Raw genomic sequence first — 16517 nt, 5'->3', positions numbered from 1 at the left:
GTGATGGGATACTGATATTTATTTTCAATTTATTGCTTATCTCAATAGGGCTATTTTTGCTGTTCTGTGTGGTGAAGTGCGAAACCTAAGCAATGCTCCGCACTGTTCATTCACCAGAACGACCTGCAACAATTACGCCTATTGGGATAGGTTGTTAAAGATAAATAGAGCGAATAATCAAAAAATGGCCGATAAAATAACAGGTTGCCACAATCGCTTTGGAAGATTTGAATTGGAACCGGTAATGGTTAATCAACCAGAAACTATGTGACAGTAACAACAAGATACTGCCTGCCAATAGGGAAAAACCATACTCTGTATTAAGGGAAAAGTATTGCTCACCGGCCATCCACACCATTATCAGGAGCATAACGACTGAGGCAACAACCAGCCAGCGCATTTCCTCCAGTTTATTCCAAATAACCAGCAGAATAATAGCTCCCAGAACCAGTAAAATGAATGGCAATGGGAAGAAAAAACTGAAATTCATCTGTAATACAAAGCTTATCGTGTAGAGCAGATAACAGACGAGTAATGTGCTTAAAGAGAATAGTGAATACTTACTGGGGAGCATGCGCAGGGCATCTGATATTAAAGCAGTCAATAACCCAAGACAGATTAAATAACCTGAAATATGCAGCTCAGGCGCTTGCCAAGCCCACAATAATAACAATAGCAGAGTGACTGGCCTGAATAGCCATCTTTGCCAGTTTGGTCCACGGTAAGCGGCGTCAACATACAACCAACCAGAAAAAAATACTGCGATAAATGGCCAGCTCATCTTCGTTCCTTAAATAAGTGATGGATAAGGGGTCTGCTCTCTTACTGTCAAAATATATACTGAAATAATGGTGATTGGTTTAAGTATCTGTGCGGAAATAGGCAGTAAATTAATACATGATTTATCTGTTCAGCAAAGAAAGCAGGCGATAAGTCGTGTTGAGACAGATAGTGACAGTGTTTGGACTCATAACCGGAAAGGGGAATGAAATGAATCATTCCTCATCTAATTGTATATACTTTCCGGGTATTAAGGAGCGCGTCCACTATTTGAGGTGATGGCTTTTCTCTTTTCGTTGTTTTTTCTGCATTGACAGTAGCTCAAAGACACCAAAAAAGAAGATCTTGGTTTGCATCAGGCTAGAGAGTTTTTGGTCTTTGGGCTGACTAGCTTTCAGAAGCAGCATTTGAAATGCATGCATGACCACCATGAAAATCATGGCGACATCCATAAAATATTTCAATGGTTTTGGAAATGGATGAATCAGGTTAAAGATCAGAAATCCCCAAACGCAAATCATTAACAGTTTGCCCAATTGAATAAACATCAGTGTGTACTCCAAAGTAATCGTTATGCAGGTAAGTAACGGATATAGAGCCGGTATGCAACTTGTCCGGCGACTTTTTCACGATGAAGTCGCCAGTTAACAGGCACATCAATCGCCGTTGATTCAGATTCCGCTTCAACATAAATCCAGCTTTCATCTGCCAGCCAATTTTGTTCTTCCAACAATTTTATGGTTTCGCTAAGCATTCCTTTACGAAAAGGAGGATCAAGGAAAACGACATCGTAGGGTTTTCCTGGTTGAGATAGATAGGTTAATGCACTGTCGTTAATGACCTTGGCATTTTGGGCACTGAGCAAATCCAAATTAGCGGAAAGCTGCTTGGCTATATTACGTTCATATTCAATCAGGGTAACTTGTGCTGCATAACGAGAAAGCGCCTCTAATCCAAGCGCTCCGCTCCCTGCATAACAATCTAGGCAGTGTGCTTCCTGAATAACTGGGGCTAGCCAGTTAAATAGCGTCTCTCTGACGCGATCTGTCGTTGGACGTAATCCGGGACTATCCGGTACCGGTAATTTTCGGCCTCGCCATTTTCCGCCAATAATGCGGATTTGTCCCATCGATTGCCGTTGTGATTTCTTTGCCATAATTTGCGTAACAGTTATTAAGACTTACAGACATTAATTTACCATCTTTTCCTCCAAAGGGTACTCTTGCCGGCATAAGGCGGGAGGGGAATTGGGACGGGCTTGAAAAGCCCGAAGAATCATCAGCCACTCTGATGCTGAATATATTGTTTAACCCCTGCCAACGGCGCGCCACCGCACGAACCGGCAAAATAGGCACGAGACCAAAGCACGGCTTTTCCGTATGCACCATGCCAGTCCAAAAATTTATGACGCAGACGCCGGGACGTTACTACCTTTAGTGAGTTGACCCGCACGGAAAGCTGAACTGTCGGCGGGGACTCGATCAGCATGTAGACGTGATCAGATTCGCCGTGGCTTTCTTTTAGCGAAGCGCCAAAATCATGGCAGACTTCAACCTGCATACTGATTAAAGGCGGCGAATGGCGTTCGCTGAGTATTTTCTTCCTGTATCTGGTGACAAAGACAAGATGCACAGGCAGAAGAAAGGCCGCGTGCCTGGAACGATTGATTTGGTATTTTTGCATTGAAATTAACTAGATAGGCAGTAAGATAATGTGGAAAATTACAACATACTGAATGCCCATGCTCATCCTGAAAGCCTACAAATTCAGACTCAGACCCACAGTAGCACAGTCGCAGCGTCTGCGGCAGTTGTGCGGTTGTGCCCGTTTTGTCTGGAATTACGGGCTTGCCGAGACGCAACGCATTCTGGCATCGGGTGGCAAGTTGCCTTCCTCCTTTGAGTTGAACCGGATGCTCACCGTCTGGAAAGGCATGCCGGAGCATACCTTCTTACAGGCAGCCTACACCGATAATCTTCAGCAGAAGCTTAAAGACTTACACGGCGCATGGCAGCGCTGTTTTGATAAAAAACTGACGGCAAAAGCCCCGGTATTTAAAAGGAAAAATGACGGTCGTGATTCGGTCCGTTTTGTTAACTTTGAAAAATATTGTCGGCTTGAGAGCCGACGCGTCAAGCTCCCGGCGGGTCTCGGCTGGATGAAGTTCAGGCCGTCACGGGATATCAGCGGGAAAATCAAAAATGCGACAATTAGCCAGCAGGCAGGTCACTGGTACATCTCATTTCAGGTGGAAATTGACGTCCCGGAGCCGCAGCATCCATCCACCTCAATCGTGGGGCTGGATGTAGGCGTGGCAAAACTGGCCACCCTCTCAGACGGAACCATTTTCGAGCCGGTGAACAGTTTTAAAACCCGTCAGCGCAAACTGGCGAGGCTCCAGCGCCAGTTAAGCCGGAAAATAAAATTCAGCGCCAACTGGCAGAAGCAGAAACGAAAAATTCAGCGTCTGCACGCGCATATCGGTAATATTCGCCGCGACTACCTTCATAAAACCACAACGAAAATCAGCAAAAGGCACCGCCGAACAGCCCGGGCGTCATGTTCGTGCGAAGTCGGGCTTAAACCGTTCGATATTGGCGCAGGGCTGGTACGAAATGCGCCGTCAGCTTGAGTACAAGCAACGCTGGCGCGGCGGTCGGGTGTTAGCCGTCCCGCCGGCCTATACCAGCCAGCGGTGCTCCTGCTGTGGTTATATAGCGAAAGAAAACCGCCGGTCACAAAGCCAATTCGCCTGTCAGGTATGCGGATATACCGCGAACGCCGATGTCAACGGCGCCCGTAATATTTTAGCGGCAGGGCATGCCGTGCTTGCCTGTGGAGGGAGGGTGCGGTCAGGCCGCCCGTTGAAGCAGGAACCGGACACTGAGCAATCAGCAGTCACCCACTAACGGGAATCCCCCTTCTGAGTCAGGAAGTGCGAAGGTGGGGGAGGATGTCAAGAAATTCGTGATTGATATGTGTTGCGTTATTACGAAAATGTTAGACTGATTCTAATTTCGTTATTATTCCTTGTTGTAACGCCATGATTTAACCTTGAGGAGTGCAGTGGCTAATGGCAAAAGAGAAAAAAAGAGGCTTTTTCTCCTGGTTCGGGCGTGGCCGTCAGGAAGAACAGCAAAAAGAACAGCCAAAAAAAGAACAATTGGAAGCGGAGCAGGCAGAACAGCAACGTGTTGCCGAGGAAGCTACAAGATTAGCAGCGGAGCAGGCAGAGCAACAACGTGTTGCCGAGGAAGCGGCAAGGTTGGCGGCGGAGCAGGCAGAACAACAGCGTGTTGCCGAGGAAGCTACAAGATTAGCGGCGGAGCAGGCAGAGCAACAACGTGTTGCCGAGGAAGCGGCAAGGTTGGCGGCGGAGCAGGCAGAACAACAACGCCTTGCAGAGGAAGTGGCAAGATTAGCGGCGGAGCAGGCAGAACAACAACGTGTTGCCGAGGAAGCGGCAAGGTTGGCGGCGGAACAGGCAGAACAGCAGCGTGTTGCAGAGGAAGCGGCAAGGTTGGCGGCGGAGCAGGTACAAACTGAACAGCCGAAGCCAGTTATATTAAAAGAGCAAGAGCGCCCGACTAAAGAGGGCTTTTTCTCTCGTTTGAAACGCAGTTTGGTTAAAACTCGTCAGAATCTAGGATCAGGTTTTCTCAGCCTATTCAGTGGTAAAAAGATTGATGATGATCTGTTTGATGAATTGGAAGAACAGTTATTGATTGCTGATGTTGGTGTCGATACTACCCGTAAAATCATTAGCAGTTTGACAGAGCATGCCAGCCGTAAAGAGCTGAAAGATGCAGAAGCGTTGTATGCCAAATTAAAAGAAGAGATGTCTGGTATTCTGACTAAAGTGAACCAGCCCTTGGACATTGAAGGAAAAACACCGTACGTCATTCTGATGGTTGGTGTTAATGGTGTGGGAAAAACGACGACCATTGGTAAATTGGCTCGTCAATTCCAGGCACAAGGTAAATCTGTCATGCTGGCAGCCGGAGATACTTTCCGTGCAGCCGCTGTTGAACAGTTACAAGTGTGGGGGGAACGTAACCATATTCCAGTGGTTGCGCAGCATACTGGCGCTGATCCTGCTTCCGTGATTTTCGATGCGATTCAGTCAGCTAAAGCTAAAGGTGTCGATGTCCTGATTGCAGATACCGCTGGTCGTTTGCAAAATAAATCTCACCTGATGGAAGAATTGAAGAAGATTGTCCGGGTGATGAGAAAACTGGACGAAAATGCTCCACATGAAATTATGCTGACATTGGATGCCAGTACCGGTCAGAATGCGATAAGTCAGGCTAAACTATTCCATGAAGCTGTTGGATTGACAGGTATCTCATTGACAAAATTGGATGGTACTGCCAAAGGTGGGGTAATTTTCGCCATTGCTGATCAGTTTGAAATTCCTATTCGTTATATTGGGGTTGGTGAAGGAATTGAAGATCTACGGCCATTTAAGGCAGACGACTTTATAGAGGCACTTTTTGCCCGAGAGGATTAATTACCTATGATTCGCTTTGAACAGGTCAGTAAAGCTTATCTGGGGGGACGGCAAGCCCTGCAAGGGGTGGATTTTCATTTGCGCCCTGCGGAAATGGCATTTCTAATCGGTCACTCAGGGGCAGGTAAAAGTACCTTGCTGAAACTCATCTGTGGCATTGAGCGGCCTAGCGCAGGGCATATCTGGTTTGCCGGTCATGATATCAGTCGGTTAAAAAGCCGTGAGGTACCTTTTCTTCGTCGTCAGATTGGTATGATTTTCCAGGATCATCATCTGCTGCTGGATCGGACGGTATACGATAATGTGGCAATGCCGTTGATTATTTCAGGTGCCAGTTCTGAAGATATCCGTCGTCGGACTTCCGCGGCTCTGGATAAGGTTGGTCTGCTGGACAAAGCGAAAAATTTCCCAATTCAGCTTTCAGGGGGAGAGCAACAACGTGTTGGCATTGCTCGTGCCGTTGTGAATAAGCCGACTGTTTTGTTGGCGGACGAACCTACCGGTAATTTGGATGGTGAGTTGTCAGAGGGTATTTTACGACTATTTGAAGAATTTAATCGGGTAGGGGTGACAGTGCTGATGGCGACCCATGACATGGCACTGATTGAAAGACGGAAATATCGTATTTTGACTCTGAGCCAAGGCCGTATGGCGGGAGAGCATCATGGTTAAAAATGTGCGTAAGGCAGCGGGGAAAGCAACAAGATCGAAAAGTAAAGTTTTACAAGGCGGATGGCGTGAGCAGTGGCGCTATGCTTGGATGAATACGCTGACAGATATGTCACGTCAGCCGTTGGCAACTTTATTAACCGTAATGGTGATTGCGATTTCCCTGACATTACCAAGTGTTTGTTACATTGTGTGGAAGAATGTCAGCCATGCTGCGGAAAAATGGTATCCCACCCCTCAACTGACGGTATATCTCGATAAATCACTGGATGATAGCAGCGCTCAGAAATTAATAAGTGAGCTGAAAGCGCTTGATGGTGTGGATAATGTCAACTATCTCTCACGTCAGGAAGCAATGACAGAATTCCGCGCTTGGTCTGGTTTTGGTAACGCGCTGGATATGTTGGAAGAGAATCCGTTGCCCGCGGTGGCTATTATCACACCGAAAATCGATTTTCAGAGTTCACAGACGCTGACCACGCTGCGTGACAGAGTTTCTCAGGTTAAAGGTATTGAAGAAGTTCGGATGGATGATAGCTGGTTTGCTCGTCTGGCGGCGCTGACTGGTCTTATCGGTCAGATTGCGACAGTAATCGGTATTCTGATGATCGTTGCGCTGTTTTTGGTCATCGGTAATAGTGTGCGTCTCAGTATTTTCAGTCATCGTGATACGATTAACGTGATGAAGCTTATTGGTGCAACGGATGGCTTTATTTTGCGCCCGTTCCTTAATGGTGGTGCTTTGTTAGGGGCTTTAGGGGCAATTTTATCGTTAATTTTGTCTGCGCTATTGGTGTGGAAACTTTCTGATGTTGTCACACAGGTTGCCAGCGTGTTTGGCACGACATTTAATTTACATGGGCTTTCGTGGGATGAGTCCCTGCTGTTAGTTTTACTTTCCGCGATGATTGGTTGGGTCGCTGCTTGGTTGGCGACAACTCAGCATTTGCGCCATTTTACGCCAGAATAAAACGGTAATCTTTTCAACAGGCTGAGCGAGATCAGCCTGACAACGCAATAATCATCTCTTTTTTTCCTGAGATAAAAATTTCTTATCGGGGATAGTATAAATAAAGTTAGTTGCACAAGTATAAAACTATCTGTTATTTTTTGTTCTGTGATCCCATTATCGGGATGGCCGGTGCTGAAATTATTATTCTTCCACGGATCTGTAACTTGAATATGCACATTCTGGTGATAGACTGTACCGCTGTATGTTGAACGTTGGTTCATATACGTTCATATATACCTTATAGATTTCAAGTTGCATCGCGATGGCAAGGGAGTGAATCCCCGGGAGCATAGCAAACTATGTGACCGGGGTGAGCGAGTGCAGCCAACAAAGAGGCAGCTTGAAAGATAACGGGTATACACTGATGTAATCTAATCCATACTAACGATTTGAGCCTTTATTTGAGAGGATTTGAATGGCCAAAGAAATGCAAACCTTAGCGTTAGTTCCTCAAGGAAGTCTAGAGGGCTATATCCGCGCCTCTAATGCCTATCCGATGTTGACAGCAGAGGAAGAGAAGGAACTGGCTGAAAGGCTGCATTACCAGGGAGATCTGGATGCAGCTAAGAAGCTGATTCTGTCTCATCTGCGCTTCGTTGTTCATGTCGCTCGTAGCTATGCTGGTTATGGGCTGCCTCAGGCGGATTTAATTCAGGAAGGGAATATTGGCCTGATGAAAGCAGTACGCCGTTTTAACCCAGAAGTTGGGGTGCGTCTGGTTTCTTTTGCCGTTCACTGGATTAAAGCTGAAATCCATGAATATGTACTGCGTAACTGGCGTATTGTTAAAGTTGCAACAACTAAAGCACAGCGTAAGCTGTTCTTTAACCTGCGTAAAGCTAAACAGCGCTTAGGGTGGTTCAATCAGGACGAAGTAGAAATGGTCGCCAAAGAGCTTGGCGTGACCAGTAAAGATGTGCGTGAGATGGAATCTCGTATGTCAGCGCAGGATATGGCGTTTGATATGTCTGCCGATGATGATAGTCAGGAAGGTCAACCGGTTGCGCCAGTGCTGTATCTTCAAGATAAAGCTTCTGATTTTGCAGACGGCATTGAAGAGGACAATTGGGAAAACCATGCGGCTGATAAATTATCGGTAGCAATAGAAAGCTTAGACGAGCGCAGTCAGGATATTATCCGTTGCCGCTGGTTAGATGATGATAATAAATCTACCCTGCAAGAGTTGGCGGATAAATATGGTGTTTCTGCGGAGCGTGTACGTCAGCTTGAAAAAAATGCCATGAAAAAATTGCGTGTGGCAATTGAGGCATAAATAGAGTGATTTTGTGTTAACGTATTTAATACATTAAAAGGGCGATAATGGTTTATCGCCTTTTTTGTTTCGTTTTTCACAGTTGTCATCCAATTAATCCTATGAAAATTGTCATTGCGCCTGATTCATTTAAAGAAAGCCTCAGTGCCTTAGAGGTTGTTGAAGCGATAGAGCAAGGATTTCGTGAAATCTATCCACAAGCTGAATACATTAAATTGCCGATGGCAGATGGAGGGGAAGGTACGGTTGAATCAATGGTGGCCGCTACTGGTGGAAAGATTGTACGTCTGTCGGTCACTAGTCCGTTAAATCAGCCGGTGGATAGCTTTTTCGGCGTGCTAGGTGATGGAGAAACCGCTGTTATTGAAATGGCTGCGGCTTCTGGCTTACATTTGGTGCCGATAGAAAAGCGTAATCCGTTGATAACCACGACTTATGGTACCGGCGAGCTGATGTTGGCTGCTTTAGATCAAGGCGTCAGAAAGATAATTTTAGGTATTGGCGGTAGCGCGACTAATGATGGCGGTGCCGGTATGATGCAGGCGTTGGGGGCCGGTTTGCTTGATTCTGATGGAAAAGCGTTGGCGGCTGGTGGGGCTGCGCTCAGTCGGCTTGCTAAAATTGATCTCTCTGGTTTGGACGCGCGTTTGAATCGAACTGAAATTATCGTTGCCTGTGATGTAACTAACCCGTTATGTGGTGAGTTTGGCGCATCTGCTATTTTCGGGCCACAGAAAGGGGCGACATCAGAGATGGTGAAAGAATTGGATGCGGCTCTGTGCCATTATGGTGAAAAAATTGAATTACTGACCGGCATTAAGGTTATTGACGTACCCGGTGCGGGAGCCGCAGGGGGAATGGGCGTTCCTCTGCTTGGTTGGTTGGGCGCTAAATTGCAACCGGGAATTGATATTGTTATCTCCATGCTGGAATTGGAAAAGGTAGTACAAGGCGCTGATCTGGTTATTACTGGTGAAGGCCGAATGGACAGTCAGACTATTTACGGTAAAACGCCGATTGGTGTTGCTCGTATCGCCAAAAAGTATGCTATTTCAACCATTGCATTGGTTGGCAGTATAAGTCAGGACTATAGCATCGTTCATAAGCACGGATTGGATGCTGTGTTCTCAATTATACCCGGCGTCTGTTCTCTTTCTGACGCTCTTGCTTGCGGGCATGAGAATTTGAGGGTGACTGCCCGCAATGTGGCTGTGGTCTGGAAAATGGGTCAGCGAGAATAACAATTTGACTTGGTATCGTAGTAAAAACCACAGGCGCTCATGAAACCTTCTAATGCCGGTTCGTTAGCATCAGAGAACCCTTCAAGGCTTAACTTCCATTGATTAACTGTGGGATGCTGAGCTTTTATTTCATTTATTAAATATAAACCCACTCCCCGGCGGCGTGTTATTTCACGGACACACAAATCTTTAAGCAGGCCGGATTGATCACTGAAAGTCATTTTTACTGCGGCCAGTAATCTATCATTAAAACGAGCAGCGAACAGTTTATTTTCATTTTTTAGCCAACTTTGCCATTGCTCAGGTGTTTGTTGAGGCCAGATTTTTTTCAGATCAATCATATCTTGTGTTGATAAAACAGTAAGTTGTTCAATAGTTAGCTTCATGGTTTTTCCATATCAATTTTAGTTGAATAGATCGATAGAGTGCCGCGTAACCGCTTTTATACATTACTGGAAAAATGTTTTTAGCATGATCGATATTTCGAGTTAAAGATTGCTTTACTAGTATTTAACCAGAATATCACACTATTTTTTGTCTAAATTCCAATCAACTTTGGCGGTATTTTATTCTGTAATTAATGCTTTTAGCTACCTTGTTAATTTGATTTTAAGCATGAAATACTATTTTAATAGCATGAAAAATAAAATCTTATTCATAAAAATTACTTTATCTAATCAGTGATCACAAAAGATCACGGTTATCCCATTAGATAATCGGAGATCTAAAAGGTAAACCAATAAATTAGACCAATCACAACACGGGGATAAATAAAATGAAAATCATAACAGGTAAAAGCCTATTAGCCGGCTGTATTGCCATGATAATGAGTCACTCGCTGTGGGCACAAGAGATCAAAGTGGCGATTGTGGGGGCAATGTCTGGTCCAGTTGCGCAATATGGTGATATGGAATTTACTGGTGCACGTCAGGCGATTGCCGATATCAATGCTAACGGTGGTATCAATGGCAATAAGCTGGTGGGCGTTGAATATGATGATGCCTGTGATCCGAAACAGGCTGTGGCCGTCGCTAATAAAGTGATTAATGATAATATTCGCTATGTTATCGGCCACTTATGCTCTTCCTCTACTCAACCGGCATCTGACATCTACGAAGATGAAGGTGTCATTATGATTACACCAGCGGCAACCAATGCCGATCTGACAACTCGTGGCTACCAAATGATTCTGCGTACTACCGGGTTGGATTCTGATCAGGGACCAACGGCAGCGAAATATATTGCGGAAAAGATTAAACCTCAGCGTATAGCTATTGTTCATGATAAACAGCAATACGGTGAAGGGTTGGCTCGATCTGTTCTCGATAAATTGAAAAAAGCGGGAGTCAATATTGTCTTGTTTGAAGGCGTCACTGCCGGTGATAAAGATTTTTCGGCTCTGGTTGCCCGCCTGAAAAAAGAGAATGTGGATTTTGTCTATTTTGGCGGCTACTACCCTGAAATGGGACAAATTCTGCGTCAGGCTAAGCAGTCCGGCCTGAATATTGGTTTTATGGGGCCGGAAGGTGTGGGTAACTCCTCGCTATCCAATATCGCCGGGGGCGCTTCTGAAGGCATGTTAGTCACATTACCTAAGCGTTACGATCAGGTACCGGTGAACAAAGCTATTGTTGAGGCGATCAAAGGTAAGAAAGGCGATCCAACAGGTCCGTTCGTCTGGACCACCTATGCTGCTCTGCAATCGCTGGCGGCGGCGATGAACCGTACCGGTAGTATGGAACCGACTGATTTGGTGAAAGACCTGAAAACGAATCCAGTGGATACCGTAATGGGAACATTGAGCTGGAATGCCGTTGGCGATCTGAAAGGGTTCGAATTCGGGATTTTTGAATGGCATGCTGATGGTTCTTCTACTGCTGTGAAGTAAAGTCATCATAATGGTCGTCAGCTCCTGTGTGTCAGGAGCTGCTATTCCAGAGGTACAACGTATGTCAGAGCAAGTTCTCTATTTTCTACAACAGATGTTAAATGGAGTGACTCTGGGTAGTACTTATGCATTGATTGCCATTGGTTATACGATGGTTTACGGCATTATCGGGATGATTAACTTCGCTCATGGTGAAGTTTACATGATTGGTAGCTATGTCTCCTTTATTGTGATTGCGGCTCTGATCATGATGGGAATTGATTTGGGTTGGTTGCTGATTACGGCTGCTTTTTTAACATCAATTATCATTGCCGCTGCTTATGGTTGGAGTATTGAGCGAGTAGCTTACAGGCCAGTTCGCCATTCCAAACGCCTGATTGCTCTGATTTCAGCGATTGGGATGTCTATTTTCTTACAAAATTATGTCAGTCTGTCACAAAGTTCTCGCGATCTGGCACTGCCTAGCCTGATTACCGGACAGTGGGTATTAGGTGAAAGTGATGGATTTTCTGCCAGTCTTAGCGCAATGCAACTGACTATCTGGATAGTGACATTTCTTGCTATGCTGATATTGACAATATTCATTCGCTATTCCCGTATGGGACGTGCCTGCCGTGCTTGTGCGGAAGATCTAAAAATGGCCAGTTTGTTGGGGATCAATACTAACCGAGTGATTTCCTTAACCTTTGTTATCGGTGCGGTAATGGCCGCAATAGCCGGTGTTTTGTTGGGCCAGTTCTATAGTGTAATAAATCCATATATCGGTTTTATGGCAGGAATGAAAGCTTTCACCGCAGCAGTATTGGGAGGAATTGGCAGTATTCCGGGGGCGATGATTGGTGGTTTGATCTTGGGAATTTCAGAAGCCTTAACTTCTGCTTATTTGAGCACAGAATATAAAGATGCCGTCTCTTTTGCTCTGCTCATTGTTGTGCTGTTGTTTATGCCGACTGGAATTTTAGGCCGTCCAGAGGTAGAAAAGGTATGAAACATGCTAATTGGGTGAATGCCATTATCGCCTCGGTCGCTTTATTTGTGTTGTCTGCCTTTATGATGGGGATGCAGTTGTCGCTGGACGGTACGAAGTTGGTCGTCCATCGTGCCGATGAAGTGCGATGGCTATGGATTGGTATTGGCTGTGCGGTTGTTTTTCTGTTCCAGCTATTGCGTCCGGTTGTTCAGCAGACAATGAAGAAAGTACCGATTAAAAGCTGGTCGTTGCCGGATTTCGATGGTTCAGCCAAAGGACAAAAGTTACTGGCAATATTGGTCATTATTGCTGCAATTATCTGGCCGTTTATTGTCTCCCGTGGTAGTGTTGATATTGCTACGCTGACGTTAATTTATGTCATGTTAGGGTTGGGTTTGAATGTCGTGGTTGGTTTGTCGGGGTTGCTGGTACTTGGATATGCCGGTTTTTATGCTATTGGTGCTTATACCTACGCTTTGTTAAGTCACTATTACGGATTAGGATTTTGGCAGAGTTTGCCGTTGGCGGGGTTAACGGCGGCTTTATCGGGGTTATTGTTGGGCTTTCCGGTATTGCGATTGCGAGGTGACTATCTGGCAATTGTTACGCTTGGTTTTGGTGAAATTGTTCGCATTCTACTGTTGAATAATACTGAAATAACCGGCGGTCCGAATGGTATCAGCCAGATCCCAAAACCGACTTTCTTCGGGCTAGAATTTAACCGCAGTGTGAAAGAGGGAGGTTGGGATACTTTCCACAACTTCTTTGGTTTGAAATACGATCCCAGCGATCGGGTCATCTTCCTCTATCTGGTGGTGTTACTGTTGGTAATACTGACGGTATTTATTATTAATCGACTACTGCGTATGCCATTAGGCCGTGCATGGGAAGCGCTGCGTGAAGATGAGATTGCTTGTCGATCTCTTGGTTTAAGTCCAACCCGAATTAAACTGGCTGCGTTTACTATCAGTGCTGCATTTGCCGGTTTTGCCGGTACTTTATTTGCTGCCCGGCAGGGTTTTATTAGCCCAGAATCCTTCACTTTTGCTGAATCTGCTTTTGTGCTGGCGATTGTGGTACTCGGAGGGATGGGTTCACAGACTGCGGTGATTCTAGCGGCCGTTTTGCTGGTGGTTTCCCGTGAGATGATGCGTGATCTGAATGCCTACAGTATGTTGCTGCTAGGGGCAATGATGGTATTGATGATGATTTGGCGTCCGCAAGGGTTGCTACCGACAAAACGCCGTCATGTTAAATTGGAACGACAGGTACAGGAAGGAAAGCAAGCATGAGTGCGACACCATTATTGCAAGTTTCCGATCTGACCATGCGCTTCGGTGGTTTGCTGGCGGTTAACAATGTCGCTCTGAGGCTAAATCAGGGTGAAATTGTTTCTCTTATTGGCCCTAATGGTGCGGGGAAAACCACGATCTTTAATTGTCTGACCGGATTTTACTGTCCAACTAGCGGTACCATAAAGTTGCGGGAAAAACATCTGGAAGGGTTATCTGGGCAGGCTATTGCTCGTATGGGCGTTATCAGAACATTCCAGCATGTGCGATTGTTCCGGGAAATGACCGTGATTGAGAATCTATTAGTGGCGCAGCATCAACATTTGAAAAGGGGCCTTTTTGCCGGTCTTTTTAAAACGCCGGCATTCCGCCGGGCAGAATCTAAGGCCGTAGATTGGGCCATAACTTGGTTAGAACGGATTGGTTTATTACCACTGGCAAACAGACAGGCAGGTAATCTGGCATATGGTCAGCAACGGCGTTTGGAGATTGCTCGTTGTATGGTAGCTCGTCCGGAAATTTTGATGCTGGATGAACCTGCTGCGGGGTTGAATCCGAAAGAGACAGAGGAGCTTAATACTTTAATTGCTGAACTGAGGGAATATCATCAAGTTTCTGTATTGTTAATCGAGCATGATATGAAATTGGTGATGGGAATTTCAGATCGTATCTATGTTGTTAATCAGGGAATGTCTTTAGCGCAAGGGAGGCCAGAAGAGATTCGTAACAACCCGGATGTTATCCGGGCCTATCTGGGTGAGGTGTATTAATTATGTTGGAATTTAAGCGGGTATCTGCCCATTACGGAGAAGTTCAGGTATTACATCAGGTCAGCCTGAATATTCAGCAGGGGGAAATCGTCACTCTGATTGGTGCAAATGGCGCGGGAAAAACAACGTTGCTCAGTACGTTATGCAGTGAACCCAGAGCAACCGAAGGTTCGATTATTTTTTGTGGTAAGGACATCACCCAATGGCCAACATCTCGTATTATGCGTGAGGACATTGCGATTGTTCCGGAAGGGCGCAGAGTGTTTGCTCGTATGACAGTGGAAGAGAACTTGGCAATGGGCGGCTTTTTTGCTGATAGGACTCAATATCAGCAGCGCATTGAGCGGGTTTATGATTTATTTCCGCGTTTACAGGAAAGGCGTCACCAGCGAGCTGGAACGATGTCCGGTGGTGAACAGCAAATGTTGGCAATTGGCCGCGCTTTAATGAGTCAGCCACAGTTATTGTTGTTGGATGAGCCTTCATTGGGACTGGCTCCGATAGTGATCATTCAGATTTTCGATACTATTCAGCAGTTGAGGGAAGAGGGGATGACAATCTTTTTGGTTGAACAGAATGCAAATCAGGCGTTGAAGTTGGCTGACCGAGGATATGTATTGGAAAACGGTCAGATCGTACTAGAAGACAGTGGATCTGCATTATTGGTTAATGAAGCTGTGAGAAATGCGTATTTGGGAGGATAGAGACATATTCTTTTTTACAGAAAGGGAATTCTAATGGTTGATTATCCTCGTAGTACTGGGAAGGTTGTTTTTCCCAAGGTGAGGATGCCATTAATAATGTTTTAAGTTTGTATTATTTGGAGTTGGGGCAACGAGTATGGTTTCAAATGTTTTGAAATCTGCCCTTATTTTTTTCTGTGTTTTTTCGTCATATTCTAAGCGATATAGTTTATTGATGGAGTAATGAAAGGTAAATTAATTATATTCAGCATATTTGAGTAGCTAAAATCTACAATTAAAATTATTTTGCTATTAAGTTAATTTTCTTTCATTAGAAAGAGAATGTTTTTAAGAATGTTCATCGGTTATCTTGTAGAAGATATAACCAATTAGTAATGAAAATATTATTGATGCGGATATAACAGAAATATATTCTTGGGATAACAGACTATTTTATTTATTGTCATTTTAACGTTGTGAGTGAATTTGGTGAATTATTATAGTTCACTGAATAAAGGTAAATTTGTAAAATAAAGAATAGAATTATATAGCGCTAGAGTAACCAATATTAATATTATAAATCCAGGTTAATAACGTAATATCAATAATTTCTATTTAAATTTTTTATATATGTTTTTTATATGTATTTTTTATATGTCATATAATTCCATAAACTCTTAAACAATAGTAATTTCATTGAAGCAGAACGTTGACATGAACTATATATCTGCTATAGTTTTGTATTATTGTGACTTGTTTTAGATATGTCTCATTAATGACTGACTTATAATGTGGATATCTTAATATTCTTTTGAGTTGTTGTGGTATGTCAAGTCCATGTAATACATTGGGGAATTAAATTTCAAAAGTAATAGTGGTTCTATAATGATTAAAGAGCATCTTTAATTAAGTGGTAATACTGTGTTTTGAAAATGTTTATATGTAAGTTGAGTGAGTTTTATTTAAACTTTAATGAGGAAAGTAAATATGTCTAGAATAACCATTGTTGTTGATTCAGATGAGCAGAAGGCAGAGTTTTATTCTAATTCCCCTGTTCCAGTACATAAAGACTTAAATGCAGTTGGTCCTTTGAGTGATGTGACTATATCACCTCATGCTAGTGTGGAAGTATTTAGAATAGATACACCAATAATTCCAGAATCCAGAAGATCTCTGAGAGTTGTAAATACCGGGCTATCAAATAGTATCACGGCTAAATTTTACTGGTCTCATAGTTTTACCTCTGAATGGTTTGAGTCTGGTTCTATAGATGTAGGATTAGGAGAAGAGAAGGTGTTAAACCAGGGCAACCGCATGAATGATTAAATATCACTCACATTAGCAAAACCCGCCTGTAATACTCGCTCCAAAAATTGGGTTTTCATCCATATTCGTCTACGCTTCGCTTTAATGCTTAATTGACTCGTTT

At 44.3% G+C, this 16517-nt stretch carries 16 protein-coding genes and 1 pseudogene; 12 read left to right on the top strand and 5 right to left on the bottom strand.

What is annotated here, in order from left to right; genetic code table 11:
• Positions 1 to 154: 154 nt before the first annotated feature.
• From EAE91_RS16835 to tnpA, 4 genes are all read right to left on the bottom strand, one after another.
• The gene (locus tag EAE91_RS16835; RefSeq protein WP_214089494.1) at positions 155 to 781 is read right to left on the bottom strand and encodes a lysoplasmalogenase; all 627 of its coding nucleotides are present in this window, start codon (positions 779 to 781) and stop codon (positions 155 to 157) included.
• A gap of 265 nt (positions 782 to 1046) precedes the next feature.
• On the bottom strand, positions 1047 to 1328 hold the full coding sequence (locus EAE91_RS16830) for a DUF1145 family protein (protein WP_036776032.1): 282 nt from the start codon (positions 1326 to 1328) through the stop codon (positions 1047 to 1049).
• 23 nt (positions 1329 to 1351) lie between these two features.
• Positions 1352 to 1936 (bottom strand): 16S rRNA (guanine(966)-N(2))-methyltransferase, encoded by a 585-nt coding sequence (rsmD, locus tag EAE91_RS16825; protein WP_214089493.1) that lies wholly within the window; start codon positions 1934 to 1936, stop codon positions 1352 to 1354.
• A 122-nt stretch (positions 1937 to 2058) separates the two neighbouring features.
• The gene (tnpA, locus tag EAE91_RS16820; RefSeq protein ID WP_214053325.1) at positions 2059 to 2463 is read right to left on the bottom strand and encodes an IS200/IS605 family transposase; all 405 of its coding nucleotides are present in this window, start codon (positions 2461 to 2463) and stop codon (positions 2059 to 2061) included.
• 58 nt (positions 2464 to 2521) lie between these two features.
• Between tnpA and EAE91_RS16815 the strand changes: the two are divergent.
• The 6 genes and pseudogenes from EAE91_RS16815 (at position 2522) to EAE91_RS16790 (ending at position 9485) form a co-directional block, all read left to right on the top strand.
• Positions 2522 to 3689 (top strand): annotated as a pseudogene (locus tag EAE91_RS16815) (RNA-guided endonuclease InsQ/TnpB family protein).
• 164 nt (positions 3690 to 3853) lie between these two features.
• Complete coding sequence (ftsY, locus tag EAE91_RS16810) at positions 3854 to 5290, top strand: signal recognition particle-docking protein FtsY (protein WP_214089492.1); 1437 nt, start codon at positions 3854 to 3856, stop codon at positions 5288 to 5290.
• 6 nt (positions 5291 to 5296) lie between these two features.
• Complete coding sequence (gene ftsE, locus EAE91_RS16805) at positions 5297 to 5962, top strand: cell division ATP-binding protein FtsE (RefSeq protein WP_036776029.1); 666 nt, start codon at positions 5297 to 5299, stop codon at positions 5960 to 5962.
• Positions 5955 to 6929, top strand: coding sequence for a permease-like cell division protein FtsX (gene ftsX, locus EAE91_RS16800; protein ID WP_214089491.1), 975 nt, complete (start codon positions 5955 to 5957; stop codon positions 6927 to 6929). Before ftsE ends, ftsX begins: the two co-directional genes overlap by 8 nt.
• 457 nt (positions 6930 to 7386) lie before the next feature.
• Complete coding sequence (gene rpoH / locus EAE91_RS16795) at positions 7387 to 8244, top strand: RNA polymerase sigma factor RpoH (protein ID WP_214089490.1); 858 nt, start codon at positions 7387 to 7389, stop codon at positions 8242 to 8244.
• A 101-nt stretch (positions 8245 to 8345) separates the two neighbouring features.
• Positions 8346 to 9485, top strand: a complete 1140-nt coding sequence (locus EAE91_RS16790) for a glycerate kinase (RefSeq protein ID WP_214089537.1) — start codon at positions 8346 to 8348, stop codon at positions 9483 to 9485.
• Here the strand turns inward: EAE91_RS16790 and panM are convergent.
• Positions 9473 to 9871, bottom strand: a complete 399-nt coding sequence (panM, locus tag EAE91_RS16785; protein ID WP_214089489.1) for an aspartate 1-decarboxylase autocleavage activator PanM — start codon at positions 9869 to 9871, stop codon at positions 9473 to 9475. The genes EAE91_RS16790 and panM overlap by 13 nt on opposite strands.
• Positions 9872 to 10260: 389 nt before the next feature.
• On the opposite strand from panM, the gene EAE91_RS16780 reads away from it, so the two are divergent.
• The 6 genes from EAE91_RS16780 (at position 10261) to EAE91_RS16755 (ending at position 16414) form a co-directional block, all read left to right on the top strand.
• A complete protein-coding gene (locus EAE91_RS16780; RefSeq protein WP_214089488.1) occupies positions 10261 to 11373 on the top strand; it encodes a branched-chain amino acid ABC transporter substrate-binding protein in 1113 nt (370 codons plus the stop codon).
• Between the two features lie 61 nt (positions 11374 to 11434).
• Positions 11435 to 12361 carry a high-affinity branched-chain amino acid ABC transporter permease LivH gene (gene livH, locus EAE91_RS16775; RefSeq protein ID WP_214089487.1) on the top strand — a complete coding sequence of 309 codons (927 nt, stop codon included), beginning with the start codon at positions 11435 to 11437 and terminating at the stop codon, positions 12359 to 12361.
• Positions 12358 to 13635: a high-affinity branched-chain amino acid ABC transporter permease LivM gene (locus EAE91_RS16770; protein WP_214089486.1), complete on the top strand. Its 1278-nt coding sequence runs from the start codon at positions 12358 to 12360 to the stop codon at positions 13633 to 13635. Before livH ends, EAE91_RS16770 begins: the two co-directional genes overlap by 4 nt.
• Entirely contained in the window at positions 13632 to 14405 is a 774-nt protein-coding gene (gene livG / locus EAE91_RS16765; RefSeq protein WP_214089485.1) for a high-affinity branched-chain amino acid ABC transporter ATP-binding protein LivG, read from the top strand. Before EAE91_RS16770 ends, livG begins: the two co-directional genes overlap by 4 nt.
• 2 nt (positions 14406 to 14407) lie before the next feature.
• Complete coding sequence (livF, locus tag EAE91_RS16760) at positions 14408 to 15109, top strand: high-affinity branched-chain amino acid ABC transporter ATP-binding protein LivF (protein WP_214089484.1); 702 nt, start codon at positions 14408 to 14410, stop codon at positions 15107 to 15109.
• Between the two features lie 966 nt (positions 15110 to 16075).
• Entirely contained in the window at positions 16076 to 16414 is a 339-nt protein-coding gene (locus EAE91_RS16755; RefSeq protein ID WP_244868890.1) for a hypothetical protein, read from the top strand.
• Positions 16415 to 16517 lie beyond the last annotated feature (103 nt).

The sequence above is a fragment of the Photorhabdus noenieputensis genome (assembly GCF_018448935.1).
GTDB lineage: Bacteria > Pseudomonadota > Gammaproteobacteria > Enterobacterales > Enterobacteriaceae > Photorhabdus > Photorhabdus noenieputensis.
This window is presented reverse-complemented; position numbering and strand designations above follow the sequence as displayed.

Bases quoted from the DNA above. Each gene is read 5' to 3' on its own strand.
- EAE91_RS16835 (WP_214089494.1), bottom strand. From the start codon at position 781: ATGAGCTGGCCATTTATCGCAGTATTTTTTTCTGGTTGGTTGTATGTT.
- EAE91_RS16830 (WP_036776032.1), bottom strand. From the start codon at position 1,328: ATGTTTATTCAATTGGGCAAACTGTTAATGATTTGCGTTTGGGGATTT.
- rsmD (WP_214089493.1), bottom strand. From the start codon at position 1,936: ATGGCAAAGAAATCACAACGGCAATCGATGGGACAAATCCGCATTATT.
- tnpA (WP_214053325.1), bottom strand. From the start codon at position 2,463: ATGCAAAAATACCAAATCAATCGTTCCAGGCACGCGGCCTTTCTTCTG.
- ftsY (WP_214089492.1), top strand. From the start codon at position 3,854: ATGGCAAAAGAGAAAAAAAGAGGCTTTTTCTCCTGGTTCGGGCGTGGC.
- ftsE (WP_036776029.1), top strand. From the start codon at position 5,297: ATGATTCGCTTTGAACAGGTCAGTAAAGCTTATCTGGGGGGACGGCAA.
- ftsX (WP_214089491.1), top strand. From the start codon at position 5,955: ATGGTTAAAAATGTGCGTAAGGCAGCGGGGAAAGCAACAAGATCGAAA.
- rpoH (WP_214089490.1), top strand. From the start codon at position 7,387: ATGGCCAAAGAAATGCAAACCTTAGCGTTAGTTCCTCAAGGAAGTCTA.
- EAE91_RS16790 (WP_214089537.1), top strand. From the start codon at position 8,346: ATGAAAATTGTCATTGCGCCTGATTCATTTAAAGAAAGCCTCAGTGCC.
- panM (WP_214089489.1), bottom strand. From the start codon at position 9,871: ATGAAGCTAACTATTGAACAACTTACTGTTTTATCAACACAAGATATG.
- EAE91_RS16780 (WP_214089488.1), top strand. From the start codon at position 10,261: ATGAAAATCATAACAGGTAAAAGCCTATTAGCCGGCTGTATTGCCATG.
- livH (WP_214089487.1), top strand. From the start codon at position 11,435: ATGTCAGAGCAAGTTCTCTATTTTCTACAACAGATGTTAAATGGAGTG.
- EAE91_RS16770 (WP_214089486.1), top strand. From the start codon at position 12,358: ATGAAACATGCTAATTGGGTGAATGCCATTATCGCCTCGGTCGCTTTA.
- livG (WP_214089485.1), top strand. From the start codon at position 13,632: ATGAGTGCGACACCATTATTGCAAGTTTCCGATCTGACCATGCGCTTC.
- livF (WP_214089484.1), top strand. From the start codon at position 14,408: ATGTTGGAATTTAAGCGGGTATCTGCCCATTACGGAGAAGTTCAGGTA.
- EAE91_RS16755 (WP_244868890.1), top strand. From the start codon at position 16,076: ATGTCTAGAATAACCATTGTTGTTGATTCAGATGAGCAGAAGGCAGAG.